This window comes from Mesorhizobium sp. CA13 (genome assembly GCF_020165235.1).
Classification (GTDB): Bacteria; Pseudomonadota; Alphaproteobacteria; order Rhizobiales; family Rhizobiaceae; genus Mesorhizobium.
The window spans coordinates 85917-105909 of the sequence record NZ_JAIUHS010000006.1 but is presented as its reverse complement, the minus strand read 5'-3'; the positions used below and the strand labels follow the sequence as shown (position 1 = coordinate 105909).

Here is a 19993-nt window from a genome sequence, read left to right as displayed (position 1 = left end):
CGTGGAGGACGAAGGTAAAAGCGCGCCATGAGCAAGCCCCAGAACCCCGTCCAGATGGCCGTGATCGGCGCCGCCCACGGCATCAAGGGCGAATTGCGCGTCAAGACCTTCACCGGCGATCCACTGGCGCTCGCCGATTACGGGCCGCTTTATGCCAAGGACGGCCGCGCCTTCCAGATCATCGACATAAGGCCTGCCAACACCGTGGTTGTGGTGCGCTTCAAGGGTGTCGGTGACCGCAACGCGGCCGAGGCGCTGGCCGGCACGGAGCTGTTCGTCGATCGCTCCATGCTGCCCGATGACGGCGAGGAGGACGAATTCTATCATGCCGACCTGATCGGTCTGGAGGTTCGGGACGATACGGGAGCCGTCCTTGGTAAGGTCGTCGCCGTGCACAATTTCGGCGGCGGAGACATCCTCGATGTGACGCTGGCCGGGCGCAAGGGCGTGTTGATCCCGTTCACGCAGGCCGCTGTGCCCGAAGTGTCGATCGCCGGGGGTTTTGTGCGCGTCGACCCGGCGGCGGCCGGGCTGGTCGAGGACGAGGACGGCGAAGCGCCGCGCGAGGAAGGCTTCGACCCGAAGGGCAGGCCGCGCGGCCCAAGGGACGCCGGGGGCAACCGGTGAGCTTCTCCGCCTCCGTGCTTACGCTCTACCCGGAAATGTTTCCGGGTCTGCTTGGCCTGTCGCTGGCCGGGCGGGCGCTGGAGGCCGGTACATGGTCGCTGCAGGCAATCCAGATCCGCGACTTCGCAACCGACCGCCACCGCACTGTCGACGACACGCCGGCCGGCGGCGGCGCCGGCATGGTCATGCGGGCCGATGTCTTGGCCAGGGCGATCGACCATGCCTCGCCCGAAGGCGATTTGCGGCCACGGCTGCTGATGAGCCCGCGTGGAAAGCCGCTGACGCAGGCGCGCGTGCGCGAACTGGCCGCCGGGCCGGGCGCCGTCATCCTGTGCGGCCGCTTCGAAGGCATCGACCAGCGGGTGATCGACGCGCGGAATTTGGAGGAAGTCTCCATCGGCGACTTCATCCTCTCCGGCGGCGAGCCGGCGGCGCTTGTGCTGCTCGATGCGGTGGTGCGGCTGCTGCCCGGCGTCATGGGCAATGCCGTGTCGGGTGAAGAAGAGAGCTTTGAAAACGGCCTGCTCGAGCACCCGCATTACACACGGCCACAGGATTTCGAGGGCCGGCCCATTCCCGAGGTGCTGACCTCGGGCAACCACGGCAAGATCGCAGCTTGGCGGCGGGCAGAGTCGGAGAAGCTGACTCGAGAACGGCGGCCGGACTTGCTCGGCTCGCCTCAGCCCTTGGCGAAATAGTAGAAAGCCAGGAACAGCCCCACCGCGACGACGAAGCCGCGCACCACGTTCTGCGGCACGCGCTTGGCGATCCACACGCCGGCATAGCCGCCCAGCGCGCCGCCGGGGATCATGATGATCGCCTGCGGCCAGGCGACGACCCCGCCCGAGACGAAGACGACGATGGCGACCGCCGCGATGACGATGGCCAGCATGTTTTTCAGCGCGTTCAGGCGGTGGTAGTCGCCGGCCTGGGTGAGGCCGAGCGTCGCCAGCATCATCACGCCCATGCCGGCCCCGAAGAAGCCGCCATAGATGGCCGTGACGAACTGCGCCAGCGAGCCGGCCAAGGAGCCCACAGAAGCCTCATGCCCCGGCTTGGGTGCGGGCTTCAGCCACGGCCCGGCGGCGAACAGCGCCGTCGCGGCCAGCAGCAGCCACGGCACCAGGACGCGAAATGACGGATTGTCCAGCGCCAACAGGATGAGCGCGCCGGCCAGTGCGCCGAGCGCCGATATCAGGCAGAGCAGCAGGGCGCCACGCCAGAAATGACGGATGTCGTCCCGGTAGGCCAGCGTCGAGGTGATATAGCCGGGAAATTGCGTCACCGAGGAGGTGGCGTTGGCGACGATCGGCGGCAGGCCGACCAAGGTCATGGCGCCGAAGGTGATGAAGGTGCCGCCGCCCGCGACCGCATTGGCGGCGCCGGAAAGAAAACCCGCCATGAATAGCAGGACCGCGTCGAAAAAGGACATGAGGATGCCGCCGGAGAACTATGGTTGCCCCGCCTTAGGCAGCTTGAAGGGCCCTTGCAACCCGGCAGTGGACGGATACGATGGTGCACGCGAGCAAAAAAGACGCGGCCAAGACGTGACAAAGCGTCGAAATAGCTGTATGTGCCCGCCGAACCGGGAGAAATCTGCCGGACCCGTCAACAATGGCGGTGTAGTCGCCCCTGCCCGATGTTTTCGAACAAAGGGCATAGCCGAGCGGTCATTGGAACTGCAAGGCGAGCGCCGGGCGCTCTGACTGTCGGAAGAACAAGAAGTGGATTATTGAGATGGATCTCATCCGTCAGCTCGAGGCCGAACAGGCCGCCAAGATCGAAGCCAAGCGCAAGCTTCCCGAATTCCAGCCCGGCGACACCGTGCGCGTCCAGGTCCGCGTGACCGAAGGCACCCGCACCCGCGTCCAGGCCTATGAAGGCGTTGTCATCGCCCGCGCCGGTTCCGGCTTCCAGGAAAATTTCACCGTCCGCAAGATCTCCTACGGCGAAGGCGTCGAGCGCGTATTCCCGGTGTTTTCGCCAATGGTCGAAGGCGTCGAGATCGTGCGTCGCGGCAAGGTGCGTCGTGCCAAGCTCTATTACCTGCGCGACCGTCGCGGCAAGTCGGCCCGTATTTCCGAGAACACCGGCGTGCGCGCCCGCAAGCTCAACGATGAGGAGCGCGATGCGCTGAACGCCGAGAAGGCGCGCATCGAGGCCGAGAAGGTGGCCGCCGCGCAGGCGCTGGCCGCCGAGACGGCCGCCAAGGAAGCCGCCGAGAAGAAGGCCGCCGACGAGGCCGCCAAGGCTGCGGAAGCCGCAGCCGCCGAGTAAGGTTTTCGACGAAGGATTTTGAAAAGGCGGCTTCGGCCGCCTTTTTTCGTTTCACCAGACTGTGATCGCTTTTCCTCCGCATGATCAGGATCCGGGGTGTTGACGAAACAGCAATTTGTACACTAACTAATCGTGTACAATATAATTGGAGATGTATGATGGCACTTTATACCACACAGGCTCGCGTCACCGGCGGCCGCGCCGGTCATGGCGAGACCAGCGACGGTCTGCTCAAGGTCGATCTGGGGATGCCCAAGGAGCTCGGCGGGCCGGGCGGCGCCACCAATCCCGAGCAGCTTTTCGCCATCGGCTACGCCGCCTGCTTCGAAAGCGCCATCCGCTTCGTCGCGCGCAAACAGAAGCTTCCGCTTGCCGACGCCGCGGTAACCGCGACCGTCGACCTTCTTCCCAATGGCGAGGGTTTCAAGCTCGGCGTTTCCCTGGCGGCCGAGACGAAAGGCCTTGATCAGGCGGCCGCAGAAGCGCTTGTATCGGCGGCGCACCAGATCTGCCCCTACTCCAACGCAACCAGGGGCAATATCGAGGTGGCGATTTCGGCAAAGGCGACATGACGGCGAAAACCAAAGACAGTTCAGACCTGGTCCCGGCGGATGACGCCGGGACCAGCGCGGTTCCAAGGCTCCGCGATCAACTCTGCTTCGCGCTCTATTCGGCAAGCGGATTGATGACGAAGCTCTACCGGCCGTTGCTCGATCCGCTTGGCCTAACCTATCCGCAATATCTGGCCATGCTGGCGCTGTGGGAGCGCGCGCCGAGCACGGTGGGCGAGCTCGGCGAGGCGCTGGGCCTCGATTCGGCGACGCTGACGCCGCTGCTCAAGCGGCTCGAGGCCGGCGGCCTGGTTACGCGCCGGCGCGATCCTGCCGACGAGCGCCGCGTGCTGGTCGAGCCGACCGCCAAGGGCCAGGCCCTGCGCGAGCGCGCCAGGGACATCCCCGCCGCCATGCTCTGCAGCCTGCCTCTCGACCCAGCCGAGCTGAAGTCGCTACATGGCACGCTGACCCGCTTTGTCGCCGGGCTGCGCGAGGCCGATGCCGGAGCGCCGCAGCGCGGCTGATCGGCCACGGCAAGGATCGTTCCCCAAAATCCCGGCCGAAAGTATCTATTTGCGTTTTTCGCCAGCCGTGGCGTAGCGGAGCGTCTTGCATGGCGCTTGCGGAGAGCTAAAGTCGGCGCCGGATTTCCTTTGCAGGCCCGGCCATGTCCGGGCACTTTCACTTCCGGGGAGTGTGTCATGACCAAATCGCTACTGCTGCTGGCCGGCCTGCTTGCCGTCATGCTTGCGCCCGTTGCCGCCTTCGCCCAGGCGCTGCCCGATCTTGGCGGCAAGAAGGTGGTGGTGGTGACGGAAAACGCCTATCCGCCGCTGCAGTTCATCGATGCCAAGACCGGAAAACAGATCGGCTGGGAATATGACGCGATGAACGAGATCGCCAAGCGGCTGAATTTCACCGTCGAGTACCAGAACACCTCCTGGGACGCGATGATCCAGGCGGTTTCCGACAACCAGTACAACATCGGCATGACCGGCATCACCATCAAGGACGACCGCAAGCAGAAGGTGGATTTCTCCGACCCCTATATGCGCTCGGAACAGTTCATGCTGGTGCGCGGCGACGAGAACCGCTTCACCGACGCCAAGACCTTCGGCGCCTTCAAGGACGGGCTGATCGGCGCGCAGGCCGGCACGACGCCCTTCTACACCGCCGTCTACAGCGTACTGGACGGCAATGAGCAGAACCCGCGCATAAAGCTGTTCGAGACGTTCGGTGCCACCGTGCAGGCGCTGAAGACTGGCGACGTCGATGTGGTGCTCACGGACGGCACCGCGGGCAAGGGCTATGTCGACGCTTCCGAGGGCAAGCTGAAGCTGATCGGCGGCCCGCTCGGCACCGAGGATTTCGGCTTCATCTTCCCCAAGGGCTCCGATCTGGTGAAGCCCGTCAACGCCGCGATCGCCGCGCTCAAGGCCGACGGCACCTTCGACGCGCTGAACAAAAAATGGTTCCTTGATTACAAGATGGGGCAGTGAACCTCGTTGTTACGCGCATTGCGTGATGGTTATGCGCGGGAACTTGCGCTGACTCTGCGTCCAGAGGGAGGTGTGACAGAACGCAGCCTTGGTATCTTTGTCACCGGCAATATCTGATGCCGTCCTCGACTTCCTCCTCCGCCAGACCTGAATTTCCCTGGTGGCTGGCCGCCGCCCTTGTCCTTGCCCTGGTCGCCGCGCTCGCCATCGCCGCCAGCGATCTCTATGCCCAGGTCTTCGCCACTGTCGCCAAGGGCATCGGCGTCACCATCTTCGTCACCATTGTCGCCTTCGCGCTGGCCTCGATGATCGGCCTCGGCATCGCGCTGATGGGATTGTCGGGTTCGCAGTGGCTGCGGCAGATCGCGCGTTTCTATGTCGAAATCATCCGTGGCGTGCCGATCCTGGTGCTTTTGTTCTGGATCGCGTTTGCCGCCGCACCGGCTTTCGTCGCGGCCTGGAACACGCTGACCGCGCCGCTGCAGAGCGCCGGCTATCTCGGCGAGTTGCAGGTGCGCGACGTCTCGCTCTTGTGGCGCGCCATCATGGCGCTGACCATCGGCTATTCCGCTTTCATCTCCGAGGTGTTCAGGGCCGGCATTCAGGCGGTCGAGAAGGGCCAGATCGAAGCGGCCAAGGCGCTCGGGCTGACGCGGACGCAACGCTTCCGGCTGATCGTCTTTCCGCAGGCGATCCGCACGATCCTGCCGCCGCTCGGCAATGACTTCGTCGCCCTGGTCAAGGATTCCTCGCTGGTTTCGGTGCTCGGCGTCGCCGACATCACGCAGATGGGCAAGGTCTATGCCGCCGGCTCCTTCCGCTTCTTCGAGACCTATTCGATAACAGCCTACATCTATCTCATCCTGACCGTCGGTTTGTCTTTGGCGCTCCGGGCGCTGGAACGGCGGCTGCGCCGCTAGCATCAGGAATAGTCTTTCGGCAAGGACGGCGTTACGCTCCGACTGCGCACTGGAGGAGGAGCATGCCCATGAACATCGACAAGGCCAATGTCGCGCTGGACTCGGTCTATACGGCCGATACGCCCGAAACCCTGGCGCAGGCCTATGCCGCATGGGCCGCGACCTATGACAGCGAGACCGCTTCGCTCGGTTATCTCCTGCCGTTCCTCATCACCGCCTGGGTGGCGCGCCATGTGCCGGCCGGCGATGGGCCGCTGCTCGACGCCGGCTGCGGCACCGGCCTGTCGGGGCCGTCGCTGAAGGCGCTGGGCTACGGCGATATCGCCGGGCTCGACCTGTCGGACGACATGCTGAAGATCGCCGGCAGCCGCAACGCCTATGGCGAGCTGAAGCAGGCAATGCTGGGCGGCCCGCTGCCCTGGTCCGACGGGCATTTCCGCGCCTTCTTCTCGACCGGCGTGTTCACCATCAGCCATGCGCCGGCTTCGGGCCTGCACGAACTGGTGCGCGTCACGAAGAAAGGCGGCCACGCCATCTTCACCGTGCGCGACCAAGTGTTTGAGAGCGGCCGGTTTCAGGCCGTGTTCGACGAATTGGAGCAGGCGGGCAAATGGCGCCCGGTCGAGCAAAGCCCATGGTTCCGCTGCTACGCCATCGCCGAGCCGGATGCGCTGGTGAAGAGCTTCGTGTTCGAAATCCTGTAGAGCAGTGATGGCTGTCTTCAGCATCCAAACGCCAGTGGCCGGAACTATGTGCAAGTAAGTGCGTTCCGAAAGCCAGGTGCGTTCCGAAAGTGTGGGCTGCGCCAGGCGAAAGCGGCTATGGCGCGGCCCTAGTAATTCCTCACGAGAGGAGACGGTTTGAATGGCGTCCGTCCGTTATATCGTCGCCGACGTAGACAAGGCGGTAGAATTTTACCGGGACAGTCTCGAATTCAAGGTCGAAATGCACAATCCTGGCAAGTTCGCAGCGCTGCTTCGCGACGACCTTACCTTGTATCTCAGCGCTCCCGGTGCGGGAAGCGGTGGTCAGGCCGGAGGTAATCCGAAGCCAGGTGGGTGGAACAGGTTCATGGTCGTAACCAAGGGGTTGGACGACCTGATCAACCGGCTGCGCGCGGCCGGAGTGACGTTCCGAGGGAACATCAGCGATGGCGGTGCGGGCCGGGCTATCCTGCTTGAAGATCCATCGGGCAACGTCATTGAGCTGTTCGAATTCAAGAAGGACAGACAGTAATCTCCCCATTTCGTGACCCAGGAACCAGGTTCCGCGAAGGCACGCAATTGCCGAAAACCCAAAACATTGCTATCTACCCCGCCATGGAAGAGCTTTTTGGCGATCCGGCCTACAAGGGGTTCGTGCTGCAGGACAGAAAACGCCTGCCGTCGCGCTTCTCCGCGCGCGTCTGTGGCGCGCCGACCAGCCGACTTACACGGGCCGACTGATCCAGTCGTTCCGCCGGACATCTCGGCGTCTGCCCTTCCCATTCTCATATCGACGGATTTACGCACATGAGCGCACCGCGCACCCTCTATGACAAGATTTTCGACGACCACGTCGTCGACCGCCAGGACGACGGCACCTGCCTGCTCTATATCGACCGCCACCTCGTTCACGAGGTGACCAGCCCGCAGGCTTTTGAGGGCCTGCGCATGAGTGGCCGCAAAGTCCGTCATCCCGAAAAGACGCTGGCCGTGGTCGACCACAACGTCTCAACCTCGCCCGAGCGCAAGTTCGGCATCAAGAACGAGGAAAGCCGCATCCAGGTCGAGGCTCTGGCCAGGAACGCCAAGGATTTCGGCGTCGAGTATTATTCCGAGAACGACATCCGCCAGGGCATCGTCCATATCATCGGGCCGGAACAGGGTTTCACCTTGCCCGGCATGACCATCGTCTGCGGCGACAGCCACACCTCCACCCACGGCGCCTTCGGCGCGCTGGCGCACGGTATCGGCACGTCGGAGGTCGAGCACGTGCTGGCGACGCAGACGCTGATCCAGCGTAAGGCCAAGAACATGCTGGTGCGCGTCGACGGCCAGTTGCCGGAAGGCGTCACCGCCAAGGACATCATCCTCGCCATCATCGGCGAGATCGGCACCGCCGGCGGCACCGGCTATGTCATCGAATATGCCGGCGAGGCGATCCGCTCGCTGTCGATGGAAGGCCGCATGACGATCTGCAACATGTCGATCGAGGGCGGCGCGCGCGCCGGCCTGATTGCACCCGACGAGACGACCTTCGCCTATGTCAAGGACAAGCCGCGCGCGCCCAAGGGCGCCGCCTGGGACGCCGCGCTCGCCTACTGGAAGACGCTGCAATCCGACGACGGCGCGCATTTCGACAAGGTGATCGTGCTCGATGCGGCCAAACTGCCGCCGATCGTCTCCTGGGGCTCTTCCCCGGAGGATGTTGTCTCGGTGCAAGGGATTGTGCCGAACCCGGAAGACATCACCGACGAAAACAAGCGCACCTCAAAGCAGCGCGCGCTAGACTATATGGGCCTCACGCCGGGAACGAAGATCACCGACATCGCCCTCGACCGCGTCTTCATCGGCTCCTGCACCAACGGCCGCATCGAGGATCTGCGCGCCGCCGCCAAGGTGGTCGAGGGCCGAAAAGTCAATCCGCGCGTCAATGCCATGATCGTGCCGGGCTCCGGCCTGGTCAAGGAACAGGCCGAGGCCGAAGGGCTGGACAAGATCTTCCTCGCCGCCGGCTTCGACTGGCGCGAGCCGGGCTGCTCGATGTGCCTTGCCATGAACGACGACCGGCTGAAGCCGCATGAGCGCTGCGCCTCGACCTCGAACCGCAATTTCGAGGGCCGGCAGGGCTTCAAGGGACGCACCCATCTGGTGTCGCCGGCCATGGCTGCGGCGGCGGCGATCGCCGGCCACTTCGTCGATATTCGCGACTGGAAGTAAATCGCGGCTGGTTCGATCGAAACGCAAGGGCCCGGATCGCGATGCGATTCGGGCCTTCTGCTTGAGCGTCCAGCACATGTTGCGGCTTCACCGGTCGTCGCGGCGGATGATCTCGTGGAACTGCTCGCGGCGCCCGGGTTCTTCAGCGGCGACCACCAGGGCCAGCCCGCGTTCATCGAAGAGTTTGAACCATTCGTCCCACTCGACCAGCTCATAACCTCCGGCATTGATCGGACGCTCCGGCTGGTCTTCGTCCTCATAGGCGTGCTGGCCGAACACCAGCCGCAGCATCGCCTGCGTGCCGGCTTCGGGCGACACATCGACAATGGCCGGAAAGCCGGCGCGCGACGCGGCCCACGAACGGATTGCCTCGTGATCGGTCAGGGTGATTGTATCGGCCATTATCGGTTCCTCTTCTGCGCTGGACAAACGCAGGTCCGGCGCGCCGGTTCCACGTCACGCTCCGCACCAGCGTGACGCATATTCGCTTTCGCTTAACCGCTTGTTTGGGCTTGCGGCCTAAGGTCTTCCCTGACGTCAAGCGAGGGGAAGTCACGGTCCTTTGGACACCGGCCTGCTGATAGCGTTGTTAAACCCGACGATCGCGCTGGCCCTCGGCGCGGCGTTCCTCGTGCTTTGGTTCTATCAGCGCCACCGTCCCTATCTGGCCGTGCTGGCGGTCAGCTATTCGCTCGCGGCGGCCGGGTTCCTGTTCCAGCATTTCACGCTGCCCGTTGGCCTGGCATCGTCGAAGCTGCTCTCCAATCTATGCTTCTGCGTTGCCGGATCCTGCCTGGCCGGCGCGATCGTGGCGCGGTATGGCCGGCGAGTGCCCTATGCCGGGCTTTGCGTCTTGGCGAGCGGCGGCATGGCCGCTTTTTGCTGGTTCCTGTTCGTCCAGCCGGACCTGACATGGCGGGTCCTCGTCATCAACTTCGCACTCGGCGGCATCAGCCTGGTGGCGGCCGCCGAATTGCGCAAGGTGCGTGACAATGGCCCGACGGAAAAAATCCTGTTCGTCCTGGCGTTGCTCGCGGGGCTGAATTTCTTCGTGCGCACGCTTGCCGTTATCGTCGCGCACGGGCCTTTCGCGACCTATGACGAGCTCTATACATCATCCTACTGGACGACAGCCTTGCTGTCGCACGCACTGCTGTCGCTGCTGATTGCGCTTTGCCTGTTCTCCGCCGCAGCCCTCGACGTGATGAAGGCGCTGAAGGTCGAGACCTACACCGATCCGCTGTCGGGCCTGCTCAACCGGCGCGGCTTCGAGGAACGGGCGGCCCTGCTCTTGCAACGCTGCGCGGCGGCGAAATTGCCGGTGGCCCTTGTGCTCGCCGACCTCGACCACTTCAAGGCGCTCAATGACCTGCATGGGCATGCCGCGGGCGACCGGGTGATCGCTGACTTCGCCGCCAGGCTTCGCGCCGCCGCCGGTGCGCGCGGTGAGGCCGGACGTATCGGCGGCGAGGAATTCGCGGTGCTCCTGCCCTTGACCGATCTTGCCGCCGCGCGGCTGTTCGCAGAGGCCGTGCGCGTGGCCTACTCGGCCGGCGGCGTCGACGGACTTCCGCCTGGCACCAAGGTCACCGCCAGTTTCGGCGTGGCGGCGCGCAGCGGCGACGAAGCGCTGGAGCCGTTGATGCGCCGCGCCGACGAGGCCCTCTACAAGGCCAAGAAAAACGGGCGCGACAGCGTGCGCCTGTCCTATGAGCGGCCTGAAACGCTGTTTGTGCCGGAGCCGCTCAAAGCCGGCTGAAGGCGATCAGCCTGACGCCTTTATCATCCAAGACCCGCGCCGCACCGCTTCGTTCCTTGCTTCGCCGTGAAGGGCGATGGCAAACATCATCCGGCCAATCTCCGAGGCGTGCGCGAGCCCCGGTAGGACCTCACGTTAACTTCTTTTTCGCCCGTCGATGGTTTGCTGCCGTCAGGGGCTTGGGAAATCATGGGCGGCGCGGACTTCATCCTTGTCATCAATCTGTTCGTTGCCGGGCTGCTGGCGGCGGCCTTCATGGCGATCGCCGTCTATGACATCGGACGTGTCTCGGCACGCTGGCTGGCGTTCGGCTATGTGCTGGGCATGGCCTATTTCGTCGTTGAATTCAGCATCCCCGCCTTCGACAATGCGCGGCTGGTGGTCGTCGCAGCCTTCGCCGTTTTCCTTGGCGCCACCATCGCCTTCAACGGCGGGCTTGCGCATAGATACGGCGTGACGCCGCCCTGGTCGGCGATGCTCCTGGTCCTGGCCTTTGCCTCTGTCGCGGTCTATTTCGCCCAGGATCTGCCGCGCCAGTCCCTTGCCAGCAACATGGCCTACCAACTGCCCTACGCCGTCATGCAGCTTACCGGATTCGGCATCGTCTGGTCGTCCAGGCAAAGGCGTGACCGGCTCGACCGGATGCTGATGGCGGTGCTGGCGGCCAGCGCCGTGCAGTTCGCCAGCAAGCCATTCATCGCCGATGCGCTTGGTGGCCGCGGCGCCGCCCCGCAATCCTATCTGCAGACCAGCTATGCCCTGGCGTCGCAATCGCTCGGCACCGTGTTCGGCGTGGCGCTGGCCTTGCTGGCGCTGGCCATACTGGTGCGCGACGTGCTCGCCGAGGCGACGTCGAAATCGGAAACGGACACGCTGTCGCGGCTTCTCAACCGCGGCGGCTTCGAGCGTCACGCCGAGACGGCGCTGGGAGACGCGGCGCGCCGCGGCGTCCCAGTCGCGCTGGTCATCGCCGATCTCGATCACTTCAAGTCCATCAACGACAATTACGGCCATGCCTCGGGCGACCGGGTCATCGAGGCCTTTGCCCGCTTCCTGCGCGAGGCCGCGGCCGACCACCATGTCGCCGGTCGTATAGGCGGCGAGGAGTTCGCCATCATCCTGCCCGGCACCAATCTTGCCGCCGCGCGGCTGTTCGCTGAAGGCGCGCGCAGCGCCTTCGGGACGCTGCCCATCGACGGGCTCCCAGCCGACAATCGCTGCACGGCGAGCTTCGGCGTTGCCGAACTTCATGCCGGCGAGCATTTTTCCGACCTGATGCGACGTGCCGATGAAGCGCTCTATCAGGCGAAGGATGCCGGGCGCGACTGCGTGCGCGTTTCCGCCGGGCCAGCCAGGCCAGAGGCCGTGGCGCTGTTCAGCGGCAGGGGCTGAGTTCAGGCATCTCGCCGTCGGAGAGGCCATACATATAACTGCGCCCCTTCACGAACACCGGCGGCCGATAGCAATCGCCATAGCCCGATATCGCGTCAGGCCCGTTCTCGTAGATTACCTTGGGCTGGCCGGCGCTGGTATAGTCGGACAGTTGCTTGGCGAGCTTGCCTTCGCCGACGAGGATACGCTTGTAGCCGGCGGCACTGTCGATGACGAGATTGCCGAAGGAATCGGCGTAGACCCGATCCTGGTGGCGTCCGTCCGCCAGCGCCGGTGCGGCGGAGCCGACGGCCAATACCGCCACTGTGAGCGCCGCAAGGCGCGATCTGCCCGAATTCGAACGCATGGCGTCCTCCATGTTGGAGACAAAGCCTCCTCGAATCGGAAATTAACCTTTTCTTAACCTTTGTTAAGGGGCTGGCGCGGTTCTCACCCATGTCTTGATAAACATGGTTAACGCAGGAGCGAAAGCCGGCCGGTCATCATTCGGCCACGCTTGCCCGCACCCTCGCGCATGTCGCCAAACCGATTCCGGTTTTCATGGTCATGCGCATTCCAACGCGCGGAAGGACAGCCCATGGTGTTGCGCCGGATACTACGGGTGGCGTTCGCGCTGCTTCCGTTGCTGGTCGCGGTGGCCTGCGTGTCGGAGAACGACGCTGCGAAAGGCGGCAACAAAAGCGGCGCTTCCGTGTCGCTTGCCCCCGTTGCTGACGTCACCGCGCCGCAGCCGCGCACCGCCACCTACAATTGCGCCGACGGCGGCAGGATGACCATCGAAAATCTCGGCTCCTCGGTGCGGGTGTTGGGTCCCGACGGTACCAGCGAGGACCTGCCGGCTGCGCCGGCAAACCAGAACAGCCGTTACGGCGAGACACATGACGCGATCGTGATCGACGGTCGCGAGGCGCTGGTGATGAAGGCGGGCTCGGCGCCGCTGACCTGCACCCGCTGAGCCGAGCCCGCGTCCGCCACATATATGCTGCACCGCAGCGAGAACGGGCCGGCTTGGCATCGTCGACGCCTAATCGATTGAAGCCCAGACCTGCCTTTTAATCAGACTAAATTACGTTTTCGAAACGGTTTTCTGGCTTTGACGCGGTGCAAAAAGAGCATTAGAAACCGGCTGTCCGAAGTCGCAACCGGAAGCGGCAATGCCGCATTTCCACCTGAGGCTCCAGGAACGCCGAACTGGGGGAGCCATGAGCAAATCACCAGCCACCCGCGAATTCGCCAGACGTGAACGGCCGCTTTCGCCGCACCTCAGCGTGTACCGGCCGCCGATCACCATGACGATGTCGATCATCCATCGCATCACCGGCGGCGCGCTCTATTTCGGCACGCTCCTGGTCGCGATATGGCTGATGGCGGCGGCGAGCTCGCAAGCCACTTTCGATTGGGTGAGCTGGGCCTTCGGAACCTGGCTCGGACGGCTGATCCTGTTCGGCTACACCTGGGCGCTCATGCATCACATGCTGGGCGGCGTGCGTCACCTGATCTGGGACACCGGCGCCGGCCTCGAAAAGCATACCGCCTCCAAGATCGCCTGGGCGACCCTGGCCGGCTCGATCCTGCTCACGCTGCTGATCTGGATCGCCGGCTATATGGCGCGAGGAGCCTGACCATGAGCACTGGAAAGACCGACATGCGCACGCCGCTGGCGAAAGTCCGCGGCCTGGGCTCCGCCCGCGAAGGCACCGGGCATTTCTGGCGCCAGCGCCTCACGGCAATCGCCAACATCCCGCTGATCCTGTTCTTCACCGGGTTCCTGGTCGCGCTCAACGGCGCCGGTTATGCGGAGGTGCGGGCAGCGCTCGCCAACCCGCTTGTGGCGCTGATGATGGCCCTTGTGCTCATCTCGCCGCTTTATCACATGCGGATCGGCATGCAGGTGATCATTGAGGATTACGTGCATGGCGAAGGCATGAAGCTGGCGCTGATCGCCCTCAACACTTTCTTCACCGTAGCGGTCGGCGTGGCTTCGCTCTTCGCCCTGCTCAAACTGGCATTCGGAGGCTGACGTTTTGGCCAAGGACGCGAAACAAGCCAATACGGCAGGCTATACCTATGTCGACCACAAATTCGACGTCGTGGTCGTCGGTGCCGGGGGCGCGGGGCTGCGCGCTACGCTGGGCATGGCCGAACAGGGCCTGCGCACCGCCTGTATCACCAAGGTTTTCCCGACCCGCTCGCACACGGTGGCGGCGCAGGGCGGTATTGCCGCTTCGCTTTCAAACATGGGCCCGGACTCCTGGCAGTGGCACATGTACGACACCGTCAAGGGTTCGGACTGGCTGGGCGATGTGGACGCCATGGAATATCTGGTGCGTGAAGCGCCGGCCGCCGTCTACGAGCTCGAGCATTACGGCGTGCCGTTCTCGCGCACCGAGGAGGGCAAGATCTACCAGCGGCCGTTCGGCGGCCACATGATGAATTACGGCGACGGCCCGCCCGTGCAGCGCACCTGTGCGGCCGCCGACCGCACCGGCCACGCCATCCTGCACACGCTCTACGGCCAGTCGCTGAAGAACAACGCACAGTTCTTCATCGAGTATTTCGCGCTCGACCTGATCATGGAGCCGGACGGCACATGCACCGGCGTCGTCGCCTGGAACCTCGACGACGGCACCATCCACCGCTTCTCGGCCAAGATGGTTGTGCTGGCGACAGGCGGCTATGGCCGCGCTTATTTCTCGGCGACCTCGGCCCACACCTGCACCGGCGACGGCGGCGGCATGGCCGCGCGGGCGGGGTTCCCCTTACAGGACATGGAGTTCGTGCAGTTCCACCCGACCGGCATCTACGGGGCCGGCTGCCTGATCACCGAAGGCGCGCGCGGCGAGGGCGGCTATCTCGTCAACTCCGAGGGCGAGCGGTTCATGGAGCGCTACGCCCCGTCGGCCAAGGACCTTGCCTCGCGCGACGTCGTCTCGCGCTGCATGACGCTGGAAATCCGCGAAGGCCGCGGCGTCGGCAAGAACAAGGATCATATCTTCCTGCACCTCGACCATCTCGATCCGGCGGTACTGCATGAGCGGCTGCCCGGCATCTCGGAATCGGCAAAGATCTTCGCCGGCGTCGATCTCACCAAGGAGCCGATTCCGGTGCTGCCGACGGTGCACTACAATATGGGCGGCGTGCCGACCAATTACTGGGGCGAGGTGCTCAACCCGACGATCCTTAATCCTGATCAGGTCTCGCCCGGCCTGATGGCGGTAGGCGAGGCCGGTTGCGCCTCGGTGCACGGCGCCAACCGGCTGGGATCGAACTCGCTGATCGACCTGGTCGTGTTCGGACGCGCGGCGGCGATCCGCGCTGGCCAGGTCATCGATCGCAAGTCGGCAATCCCGTCGCCCAACCAGGCCTCGGTCGACAAGATCATGGACCGCTTCGATCGGCTGCGCCACGCCAACGGCTCGACGCCGACGGCGGTTTTGCGCGAAAAGATGCAGCGCGCCATGCAGGAAGACGCGGCGGTGTTCCGCACGCAGGAATCGCTGGAGAACGGTTGCAAGCGCATTTCGCAGATCTGGGGCGAGCTCAAGGACATAAAGGTTTTCGATCGCTCGATGATCTGGAACTCCGACCTGGTCGAGACGCTGGAGCTGGAAAACCTGATGGCCAACGCCATCACCACGGTCTACGGCGCCGAGGCGCGCAAGGAGAGCCGTGGCGCGCACGCGCGGGAGGATTTCTCGGCCCGCGACGACGCCAACTGGCGCAAGCACACGCTCGCCCATCTGAGCGAAACCGGTGAGGTGACGCTCTCCTACCGTCCGGTGCACACCGAACCGCTGCTGGCCGAAAAGGACGGCGGCATCAGTCTCGCCAAGATCGCGCCCAAGGCCAGGGTGTATTGAAATGACGTCCAGCCGCGTCATCCGAAAGGACCTGAGGTAATGGTCGAACTCACGCTCCCCAAGAACTCGAAGATCCAGCAGGGCAAGACCTGGCCGAAGCCGGAAGGCGCGACCAATCTCAGGGAATATCGCATCTACCGCTGGTCGCCGGATGATGACGAGAACCCGCGCATGGACACCTATTTCGTCGACATGGACGATTGTGGGCCGATGGTGCTGGATGCGCTGCTCTGGATCAAGAACAAGATCGACCCGACGCTGACCTTGCGTCGCTCCTGCCGCGAGGGCATCTGCGGCTCGTGCGCCATGAATATCGACGGCTCCAACACGCTCGCCTGCACCAAGGGCTGCGACGACATATCGGGCGCCGTCAAGATCTACCCGCTGCCGCATATGCCCGTCATAAAGGACCTGGTGCCCGACCTGACCAATTTCTACGCCCAGCACGCCTCGATCGAACCGTGGCTGAAGACGGTCTCGCCGCAGCCTGCCAAGGAATGGCTGCAGAGCCATGAGGAGCGCGAGAAGCTCGACGGGCTCTACGAGTGCATATTGTGCGCCTGCTGCTCGACCTCGTGCCCGAGCTACTGGTGGAACGGCGACCGCTATCTCGGCCCGGCAACCTTGCTGCAGGCCTATCGCTGGCTGATCGACAGCCGCGACGAGGCCACGGGCGAGCGGCTCGACAATCTCGAGGACCCGTTCCGGCTCTATCGCTGCCACACCATCATGAACTGCGCGCAGACCTGCCCCAAGGGCTTGAATCCGGCCAAGGCGATCGCGGAAATCAAGAAGATGATGGTGGAGAGAAGGGTTTAGGCGCTCGCTCGCGGCAGTCTTGAACGCAGCGATCCTTCGCGCCCCCTCTTCTCCGGCAGGACAGAGGGGCGCTGTCCTGCCAGCTTCAGAAAGGATTGCAATCCAATGACGGACCTTCCCATCCTGTCTCCTCCCGAAGCGCGTGTGCTCGGCTGCCTCATCGAGAAGAAGGAGCTGACGCCGGACGTCTATCCGCTGACGCTGAACGCAGCACTTGCCGCCGCCAACCAGAAGACGGCGCGCGAGCCCGTCATGGCGCTGGAGCAGACAGAGGTGCACCGGGCGCTGAAGCTGCTTGAGCAGAAGGGGCTGGTGCGGCAGATGTTCGGCTCCCGCGTCGAGCGCTACGAGCACCAGATGGCGCAGCGCTTCTCGCTGACCACGCCGCAGACCGCCTTGGTCGGCCTGCTTTTGCTGCGCGGGCCGCAGACGGCGCATGAATTGCTGGCACGCAGCGAGCGCATGGCAAGGTTTTCATCGATCGAGGATTTGCGCGGTGAGCTCGATATGCTGATCGGCCGTCGACCGCCGCTCGTCCAGGAAATCCCGCGCGGTCCAGGCCAACGCGAGGATCGCTATGTGCATCTCCTCGCCGGGCCGGTGGACGTTGCCGCCCTGTCGGCGCAGCGCACTGCATCGGCCGTGCCCGCTTCCGACCTCGAAGCGAGAGTGGAGGCGCTGGAGCAGGAAGTCGCAGCCCTTCGCGCCCGGCTCGACGCGCTGGGTGCCTAATTGCTCGAGGGTGCCCGGCGCGACCATGCGCGCCGGGATGCCGGGGTCTCAGCCGAGCCTGGCGTCGAGCGATACGTTGATGGCGCCCAGAGCTTTGGAAACAGGGCATTCGGCCTTGGCCTTCTCGGCCAATTCCTTGAACTTCGCCGCGTCGATGCCGGGCACCTTGCCGACAAGGGTGATCGCGCTGCCCGTGATGCCGGTGCCGGGAACCAGCGTCACCACGGCCTTGGCGTCGAGTTCGGCCGCCGGGGTGCCGTTCTCGGCCAGGAAATGCGACAGCTGCATGGCGTAGCAGCCGGCGTGCGCGGCCGCGATCAGCTCTTCCGGATTGGTGCCGGATTTGCCGCTCTCGTCCTCGAAGCGTGCCTTGAACGAATAGGGCGTGCCGTTCAGGGTCCCGCTCTGGCTGTCGAGCGTGCCTTTGCCGTCCTTCAGATTGCCCTTCCAGACGGCGGTTGCGGTGCGGTCCATGAATTCCTCCTTGGTTGTCGTGAACTTGTCCAGGTGAGCCCAGCGTCCGGCCAACTATAGCGCGGGCATGCGCGAAGACCACTGCGCTGTTTGGACCACGGCGCGATGACGGTTCATTCCTTTCGAAAAAATCCGCGTGCAAAAATGTCGGCTTCCGTTCGGCCCGACCGTCCTGCGGGCGACCACGGGATTGTGGCCGGATGGAGGTTCACATGGACAATCTGTTTTTCGCAGTATGGAAGATCCCAGGCCGCAAGGCTCAACGACGGCAAGACTTCTGGCTGGAACAGCCGCCGTCCGGCGTCCGCAGGCTGCTGGCTGCTGTCGCCATCATCGCGGTCGCGGCATGCCTTCTCGACCATGCGGCAGCGGTCGAAGGCAAGGCTGACACGCTCGTCGCCGCATCCTATGATTCCTCGCAGCAAGGGAGCGCGAAATGAAATATGTCTGCCTGGTCTATGGTGAGGAGAAAGACCTCCATGCGCTCACCCCGGAAGGTTCGGCCAAGCTCGACGCCGATTCGCTGGCCTATGACCGGTCCTTGGACCAACAAGGCAAGCTCATCGTCGCGCAGGCGCTGCAATCGGTGAAGACCTCGAAGACCGTGCGTCGTCGCAAGGGCAAGCGGCTGGTCACCGACGGCCCGTTCGCCGAAACCAAGGAGCAGTTGCTCGGCTTCGTCATGATCGAGGCGAAGGACCTCCAGGAGGCGCTGGACATCGCTGGCGGCATTCCGCTGGCCGAACTCGGCACGATCGAGGTCCGGGCGATCTATGACGTGCCCGGGTCATAGGCGGCGCGGCGGGTCAGATCGCTTCGCCTTTCAAAAGACGCGGCGTGCCGGCTGAAAGCCCCGACGCCTGGCGGATGAAGAATTCCTTCAGCCGCGGCATGCGTTCGACCAGGCCGAGGCCGATGTCGCGCACCGCGCGCAGCGGGCCGATGTCGTTGGAAAACAGCCGGTTCAGCACATCTGTCGTGACGCCCATCTGCACCGTGTCGAAACGGCGCCATTGCTGGTAGCGCTCGAGCACGTCTAGCGCGCCGATATCCTGGCCGAGCCGGTCGGCTTCGACGATCACCTCGGCCAGGGCGGCGACATCCTTGAAGCCGAGATTGAGGCCCTGGCCGGCGATCGGGTGGATGCCGTGGGCGGCATCGCCGGCAAGCGCCACGCGCGGCGCGACGAAGGCGCGCGCGATGGTAAGACCCAGCGGCCAAGCGCGCGGCTTGTCGGCGACGCGGATCTCGCCAAGCTTGAGGCCGAAACGCTGTTCCAACTCATGCTCGAAGAGGAGGTCGTCGCCGGCGACCAGCGCCTGAGCATCCTCCGACCGCTCGACCCAGACGATCGACGAGCGGTTGGAACCGTCCTCGCCCGGCTTCAGCGGCAGCGTGGCGAACGGGCCGGCGGGCAGGAAATGCTCTTCGGCACGACCGTTGTGGGGCCGTTCATGCGCCACGGTGCAGACGATGCCGGACTGGCCGTATTCCCACTTCACCGTCTTGATGCCGGCCATGTCACGCAGCTTCGAGTTGACGCCGTCGGCGGCGACCAGCAGCCGCGCCTTCAGCGTAGCGCTGTCGGCCAGATGCACGGTGATGCCCGCACCATTGGTTTCGAACCCTTGCACGGCAACGCCTTCGATGATGTCGACGCCTAGCTTTTCGGCGCTGCGGCGCAAGGCGCCGTTCAGCACCCGGTTGGCCACCATATGCGCGAAGGGCTCGCCCGGCGCCACCTCGCCGTCGAAAGTGAGGAAGACCGGGCGCACCGGATCGGCGGTACGCGAATCGGTGATGATCATCTCGGTGATCGCCTGCGCTTCCGGCGCGATCTCGGCCCAGACGCCGAGCCGCTCGAGCATGCGGCAGGCGGCCGCCGCGATGGCCGAGGCGCGGCCGTCCCTTTGCCAGGAGCCGGCGGGCGCGGCATCGACCAGGGCCACGGCAAGCCCCGGTTGCGCCTGTTTCAGCGACACGGCGGCGGCCAGGCCGACATAGCCGGCGCCGGCGACCAGAACATCGAGCCCGGACCTGGTTTTAGCCTCTGCCTTGCCTTCCATGGTCTTCGCTCCTTGCAAGCCAGCCTGCCCTCCGCCCTTGACGGCCCGTCCTTCCTGTCGGAAACCCGCCAAGGAAATCTTGAGGCGAGGTCA

General features: G+C 64.5%; 26 protein-coding genes. 21 read left to right on the top strand and 5 right to left on the bottom strand.

What is annotated here, in order from left to right:
* Window positions 1-27 precede the first annotated feature (27 nt).
* On the top strand, window positions 28-627 hold the full coding sequence (rimM, locus tag LB566_RS16250; protein ID WP_224625131.1) for a ribosome maturation factor RimM: 600 nt from the start codon (window positions 28-30) through the stop codon (window positions 625-627).
* Window positions 624-1325 (top strand): tRNA (guanosine(37)-N1)-methyltransferase TrmD, encoded by a 702-nt coding sequence (gene trmD / locus LB566_RS16245; protein WP_140643305.1) that lies wholly within the window; start codon window positions 624-626, stop codon window positions 1323-1325. Before rimM ends, trmD begins: the two co-directional genes overlap by 4 nt.
* On the opposite strand, the gene LB566_RS16240 is transcribed toward trmD, so the two are convergent.
* The gene (locus LB566_RS16240; protein ID WP_224625130.1) at window positions 1307-2059 is read right to left on the bottom strand and encodes a sulfite exporter TauE/SafE family protein; all 753 of its coding nucleotides are present in this window, start codon (window positions 2057-2059) and stop codon (window positions 1307-1309) included. The genes trmD and LB566_RS16240 overlap by 19 nt on opposite strands.
* 305 nt (window positions 2060-2364) lie before the next feature.
* Between LB566_RS16240 and rplS the strand changes: the two genes are divergently transcribed.
* The 9 genes from rplS to leuC all read left to right on the top strand — a co-directional run bounded on the left by rplS (window position 2365) and on the right by leuC (window position 8798).
* Complete coding sequence (rplS, locus tag LB566_RS16235; RefSeq protein ID WP_140492749.1) at window positions 2365-2904, top strand: 50S ribosomal protein L19; 540 nt, start codon at window positions 2365-2367, stop codon at window positions 2902-2904.
* Window positions 2905-3059: 155 nt separating this feature from the next.
* Window positions 3060-3476, top strand: coding sequence for an organic hydroperoxide resistance protein (locus tag LB566_RS16230; RefSeq protein ID WP_224625129.1), 417 nt, complete (start codon window positions 3060-3062; stop codon window positions 3474-3476).
* On the top strand, window positions 3473-3982 hold the full coding sequence (locus LB566_RS16225; RefSeq protein WP_140550711.1) for a MarR family winged helix-turn-helix transcriptional regulator: 510 nt from the start codon (window positions 3473-3475) through the stop codon (window positions 3980-3982). The genes LB566_RS16230 and LB566_RS16225 overlap by 4 nt, the downstream gene beginning before the upstream one ends.
* Window positions 3983-4159: 177 nt before the next feature.
* Window positions 4160-4957: a transporter substrate-binding domain-containing protein gene (locus LB566_RS16220; RefSeq protein ID WP_224625128.1), complete on the top strand. Its 798-nt coding sequence runs from the start codon at window positions 4160-4162 to the stop codon at window positions 4955-4957.
* A gap of 116 nt (window positions 4958-5073) precedes the next feature.
* On the top strand, window positions 5074-5877 hold the full coding sequence (locus LB566_RS16215) for an amino acid ABC transporter permease (protein WP_224625127.1): 804 nt from the start codon (window positions 5074-5076) through the stop codon (window positions 5875-5877).
* Between the two features lie 68 nt (window positions 5878-5945).
* Complete coding sequence (locus tag LB566_RS16210; protein WP_224625126.1) at window positions 5946-6581, top strand: class I SAM-dependent DNA methyltransferase; 636 nt, start codon at window positions 5946-5948, stop codon at window positions 6579-6581.
* Window positions 6582-6741: 160 nt separating this feature from the next.
* Window positions 6742-7113 carry a VOC family protein gene (locus tag LB566_RS16205; protein WP_140550707.1) on the top strand — a complete coding sequence of 124 codons (372 nt, stop codon included), beginning with the start codon at window positions 6742-6744 and terminating at the stop codon, window positions 7111-7113.
* A gap of 47 nt (window positions 7114-7160) precedes the next feature.
* Window positions 7161-7322, top strand: coding sequence for a hypothetical protein (locus LB566_RS16200; protein WP_181172466.1), 162 nt, complete (start codon window positions 7161-7163; stop codon window positions 7320-7322).
* Between the two features lie 66 nt (window positions 7323-7388).
* Window positions 7389-8798, top strand: a complete 1410-nt coding sequence (gene leuC / locus LB566_RS16195) for a 3-isopropylmalate dehydratase large subunit (RefSeq protein ID WP_224625125.1) — start codon at window positions 7389-7391, stop codon at window positions 8796-8798.
* An 87-nt stretch (window positions 8799-8885) separates the two neighbouring features.
* Here leuC and LB566_RS16190 read toward each other — a convergent pair whose 3' ends face one another.
* Window positions 8886-9200, bottom strand: coding sequence for a hypothetical protein (locus tag LB566_RS16190; protein WP_140492726.1), 315 nt, complete (start codon window positions 9198-9200; stop codon window positions 8886-8888).
* Between the two features lie 160 nt (window positions 9201-9360).
* Between LB566_RS16190 and LB566_RS16185 the strand changes: the two genes are divergently transcribed.
* Together LB566_RS16185 and LB566_RS16180 are read left to right on the top strand one after the other, a co-directional pair.
* Window positions 9361-10557, top strand: a complete 1197-nt coding sequence (locus LB566_RS16185; RefSeq protein WP_224625124.1) for a GGDEF domain-containing protein — start codon at window positions 9361-9363, stop codon at window positions 10555-10557.
* Window positions 10558-10746: 189 nt separating this feature from the next.
* Window positions 10747-11949 carry a sensor domain-containing diguanylate cyclase gene (locus LB566_RS16180; protein WP_224625123.1) on the top strand — a complete coding sequence of 401 codons (1203 nt, stop codon included), beginning with the start codon at window positions 10747-10749 and terminating at the stop codon, window positions 11947-11949.
* On the opposite strand, the gene LB566_RS16175 is transcribed toward LB566_RS16180, so the two are convergent.
* Entirely contained in the window at window positions 11933-12295 is a 363-nt protein-coding gene (locus LB566_RS16175) for a hypothetical protein (RefSeq protein ID WP_224625122.1), read from the bottom strand. The genes LB566_RS16180 and LB566_RS16175 overlap by 17 nt on opposite strands.
* A 231-nt stretch (window positions 12296-12526) precedes the next feature.
* On the opposite strand from LB566_RS16175, the gene LB566_RS16170 reads away from it, so the two are divergent.
* The 6 genes from LB566_RS16170 (at window position 12527) to LB566_RS16145 (ending at window position 17360) form a co-directional block, all read left to right on the top strand.
* On the top strand, window positions 12527-12904 hold the full coding sequence (locus tag LB566_RS16170; protein ID WP_224625121.1) for a hypothetical protein: 378 nt from the start codon (window positions 12527-12529) through the stop codon (window positions 12902-12904).
* A gap of 247 nt (window positions 12905-13151) precedes the next feature.
* Entirely contained in the window at window positions 13152-13571 is a 420-nt protein-coding gene (gene sdhC / locus LB566_RS16165; RefSeq protein WP_140550703.1) for a succinate dehydrogenase, cytochrome b556 subunit, read from the top strand.
* 2 nt (window positions 13572-13573) lie between these two features.
* The gene (gene sdhD, locus LB566_RS16160) at window positions 13574-13969 is read left to right on the top strand and encodes a succinate dehydrogenase, hydrophobic membrane anchor protein (RefSeq protein ID WP_140518101.1); all 396 of its coding nucleotides are present in this window, start codon (window positions 13574-13576) and stop codon (window positions 13967-13969) included.
* Window positions 13970-13973: 4 nt separating this feature from the next.
* Entirely contained in the window at window positions 13974-15809 is a 1836-nt protein-coding gene (gene sdhA / locus LB566_RS16155; RefSeq protein ID WP_140550702.1) for a succinate dehydrogenase flavoprotein subunit, read from the top strand.
* A 39-nt stretch (window positions 15810-15848) separates the two neighbouring features.
* Window positions 15849-16628 (top strand): succinate dehydrogenase iron-sulfur subunit, encoded by a 780-nt coding sequence (locus LB566_RS16150; protein WP_140518103.1) that lies wholly within the window; start codon window positions 15849-15851, stop codon window positions 16626-16628.
* Window positions 16629-16733: 105 nt separating this feature from the next.
* Complete coding sequence (locus tag LB566_RS16145) at window positions 16734-17360, top strand: YceH family protein (RefSeq protein ID WP_140559263.1); 627 nt, start codon at window positions 16734-16736, stop codon at window positions 17358-17360.
* Between the two features lie 48 nt (window positions 17361-17408).
* On the opposite strand, the gene LB566_RS16140 is transcribed toward LB566_RS16145, so the two are convergent.
* Window positions 17409-17834 carry an OsmC family protein gene (locus LB566_RS16140; protein ID WP_140492697.1) on the bottom strand — a complete coding sequence of 142 codons (426 nt, stop codon included), beginning with the start codon at window positions 17832-17834 and terminating at the stop codon, window positions 17409-17411.
* A 212-nt stretch (window positions 17835-18046) separates the two neighbouring features.
* Between LB566_RS16140 and LB566_RS16135 the strand changes: the two genes are divergently transcribed.
* Both LB566_RS16135 and LB566_RS16130 read left to right on the top strand, forming a co-directional pair.
* On the top strand, window positions 18047-18274 hold the full coding sequence (locus LB566_RS16135; RefSeq protein ID WP_224625120.1) for a hypothetical protein: 228 nt from the start codon (window positions 18047-18049) through the stop codon (window positions 18272-18274).
* Window positions 18271-18627, top strand: a complete 357-nt coding sequence (locus tag LB566_RS16130; RefSeq protein WP_140550698.1) for a YciI family protein — start codon at window positions 18271-18273, stop codon at window positions 18625-18627. Before LB566_RS16135 ends, LB566_RS16130 begins: the two co-directional genes overlap by 4 nt.
* Before the next feature lie 13 nt (window positions 18628-18640).
* Here the strand turns inward: LB566_RS16130 and LB566_RS16125 are convergent, their stop codons facing one another.
* The gene (locus LB566_RS16125) at window positions 18641-19900 is read right to left on the bottom strand and encodes a ubiquinone biosynthesis hydroxylase (protein ID WP_224625119.1); all 1260 of its coding nucleotides are present in this window, start codon (window positions 19898-19900) and stop codon (window positions 18641-18643) included.
* Between the last annotated feature and the right edge of the window lie 93 nt (window positions 19901-19993).

Bases quoted from the DNA above. Each gene is read 5' to 3' on its own strand.
- rimM (WP_224625131.1), top strand. From the start codon at position 28: ATGAGCAAGCCCCAGAACCCCGTCCAGATGGCCGTGATCGGCGCCGCC.
- LB566_RS16240 (WP_224625130.1), bottom strand. From the start codon at position 2,059: ATGTCCTTTTTCGACGCGGTCCTGCTATTCATGGCGGGTTTTCTTTCC.
- rplS (WP_140492749.1), top strand. From the start codon at position 2,365: ATGGATCTCATCCGTCAGCTCGAGGCCGAACAGGCCGCCAAGATCGAA.
- LB566_RS16230 (WP_224625129.1), top strand. From the start codon at position 3,060: ATGATGGCACTTTATACCACACAGGCTCGCGTCACCGGCGGCCGCGCC.
- LB566_RS16225 (WP_140550711.1), top strand. From the start codon at position 3,473: ATGACGGCGAAAACCAAAGACAGTTCAGACCTGGTCCCGGCGGATGAC.
- LB566_RS16220 (WP_224625128.1), top strand. From the start codon at position 4,160: ATGACCAAATCGCTACTGCTGCTGGCCGGCCTGCTTGCCGTCATGCTT.
- LB566_RS16215 (WP_224625127.1), top strand. From the start codon at position 5,074: ATGCCGTCCTCGACTTCCTCCTCCGCCAGACCTGAATTTCCCTGGTGG.
- LB566_RS16210 (WP_224625126.1), top strand. From the start codon at position 5,946: ATGAACATCGACAAGGCCAATGTCGCGCTGGACTCGGTCTATACGGCC.
- LB566_RS16205 (WP_140550707.1), top strand. From the start codon at position 6,742: ATGGCGTCCGTCCGTTATATCGTCGCCGACGTAGACAAGGCGGTAGAA.
- leuC (WP_224625125.1), top strand. From the start codon at position 7,389: ATGAGCGCACCGCGCACCCTCTATGACAAGATTTTCGACGACCACGTC.
- LB566_RS16190 (WP_140492726.1), bottom strand. From the start codon at position 9,200: ATGGCCGATACAATCACCCTGACCGATCACGAGGCAATCCGTTCGTGG.
- LB566_RS16180 (WP_224625123.1), top strand. From the start codon at position 10,747: ATGGGCGGCGCGGACTTCATCCTTGTCATCAATCTGTTCGTTGCCGGG.
- LB566_RS16175 (WP_224625122.1), bottom strand. From the start codon at position 12,295: ATGCGTTCGAATTCGGGCAGATCGCGCCTTGCGGCGCTCACAGTGGCG.
- LB566_RS16170 (WP_224625121.1), top strand. From the start codon at position 12,527: ATGGTGTTGCGCCGGATACTACGGGTGGCGTTCGCGCTGCTTCCGTTG.
- sdhC (WP_140550703.1), top strand. From the start codon at position 13,152: ATGAGCAAATCACCAGCCACCCGCGAATTCGCCAGACGTGAACGGCCG.
- sdhD (WP_140518101.1), top strand. From the start codon at position 13,574: ATGAGCACTGGAAAGACCGACATGCGCACGCCGCTGGCGAAAGTCCGC.
- LB566_RS16150 (WP_140518103.1), top strand. From the start codon at position 15,849: ATGGTCGAACTCACGCTCCCCAAGAACTCGAAGATCCAGCAGGGCAAG.
- LB566_RS16145 (WP_140559263.1), top strand. From the start codon at position 16,734: ATGACGGACCTTCCCATCCTGTCTCCTCCCGAAGCGCGTGTGCTCGGC.
- LB566_RS16140 (WP_140492697.1), bottom strand. From the start codon at position 17,834: ATGGACCGCACCGCAACCGCCGTCTGGAAGGGCAATCTGAAGGACGGC.
- LB566_RS16135 (WP_224625120.1), top strand. From the start codon at position 18,047: ATGGACAATCTGTTTTTCGCAGTATGGAAGATCCCAGGCCGCAAGGCT.
- LB566_RS16130 (WP_140550698.1), top strand. From the start codon at position 18,271: ATGAAATATGTCTGCCTGGTCTATGGTGAGGAGAAAGACCTCCATGCG.
- LB566_RS16125 (WP_224625119.1), bottom strand. From the start codon at position 19,900: ATGGAAGGCAAGGCAGAGGCTAAAACCAGGTCCGGGCTCGATGTTCTG.